1 protein-coding gene is annotated in these 1,275 nt (G+C 59.8%); it reads right to left on the minus strand.

Annotated elements, in window-relative coordinates; all coding sequences use genetic code 11:
- Positions 1-70 precede the first annotated feature (70 nt).
- Positions 71-955 carry a DNA N-6-adenine-methyltransferase gene (locus ILT46_RS11965; RefSeq protein ID WP_199504867.1) on the minus strand — a complete coding sequence of 295 codons (885 nt, stop codon included), beginning with the start codon at positions 953-955 and terminating at the stop codon, positions 71-73.
- Positions 956-1,275: the final 320 nt, after the last annotated feature.

Consider the following 1,275-nt stretch of genomic DNA (forward strand, 5'->3'; position numbering starts at 1 on the left):
CCCTCCCGCGAAGCGGGTTCGTGCATCGGCCCACATGCTGCCGTTATTCATCGAAACAAGGAGCGCTTACTCAGATCATCCATAATCCAGAGACACTCTCTTGCAGCCTAATCCGCTGTGGCGCCGTTGAGCCGAGGATCACCAACATGACCGAGAATGGCGTTGCTTGCTCCTGCCCTCGAGGGTCGGCGAACCGGAGACGGCCTTTCAGCAGGTAAACCTTGGCGACCTTGCTCAGCACCTCCTGGAACCACTCGCTGTCTGTGCGGGTCGGCACCAAGCAAACCACAGTTTCGATGTGCCCTGCTGTCCACTGCTCGTGGGCGCGTCGCAGCCACTTTTGCTGTTGGGAGAAAGGCGGATTTACGAAGGCGAAGCGCCCGGACCATTTATCGGTCAGGCCATTGTCGCCTTCGGAAAGTAGGAAGCAACGCTTTGCCTTTACCGGACTGAGGATATGGCCGCATGGATCCAGGTCTATTTCGCCGAAGGCTTCATGAATGGCTTCGAGGAATTTCGGTGGAGTGAACCTGCTGTCACGGTCCGCCTTGTCTCCCTCTCCCCAATAAGCGCGCTCGGGCGCGCGGCGACGTGCCGTCGGGGCCAGCTTCCCAAGCAATCGCACGAGACTGGCCACCGAGCCGCCGCCTCTTTCAAGATTGAGGATGGTGGATGGGGAAAGCCCTGTTTTAGTTGCCGTCGCGGCCACGGACCACCCGCGCTTGCGGCGTTTCTCTCGCAACTGGTTCGCCAGTGTCATGCCCGGTCCCACGCCAGTCAGCCTAAATTCGAGTGCGTCCATCACGGCGACAAGGGTTTCGACCGAACCAATGCCCGCCTCCAAACGCTTGATGACCTGCGCTGAGCAGCCGATCCGTTCCGCCAGAAACCGCTGCGACCAGCCACAGTCCTTGCGGGCTTGCCTGATCTCTTCAATTAAAATGTGAACCTCCATGGTATCAGATTCTAGATAGGCCTTACCTCTGTCAATTCCTTCGTGCGGCGCAGCAGGTATTTGCTCGCAGAGCGGTTGACCATCAGCCGCTGCCTTGAAGATCGGGCGGTTCGCACTCACCCGATGCAGCGCACTCGCGCCGATGGGCCAAGACGACGTGCGAGAGTGTAGGTGGGCACCTGCAACGTGGCCGGTCGCTTAATACAACGCCCATGAAATCCGCCGGTTCGGCAAAGGGTTGTTGCCCCGCTTGGGGAACAGCGCCCGCGCCCCGTGACCGAGACATCGGGAGATGATGATCCGGCGATGCGCAACATGCC

The sequence above is a fragment of the Qipengyuania sp. YIM B01966 genome (assembly GCF_016461955.1).
GTDB lineage: Bacteria > Pseudomonadota > Alphaproteobacteria > Sphingomonadales > Sphingomonadaceae > QFOP01.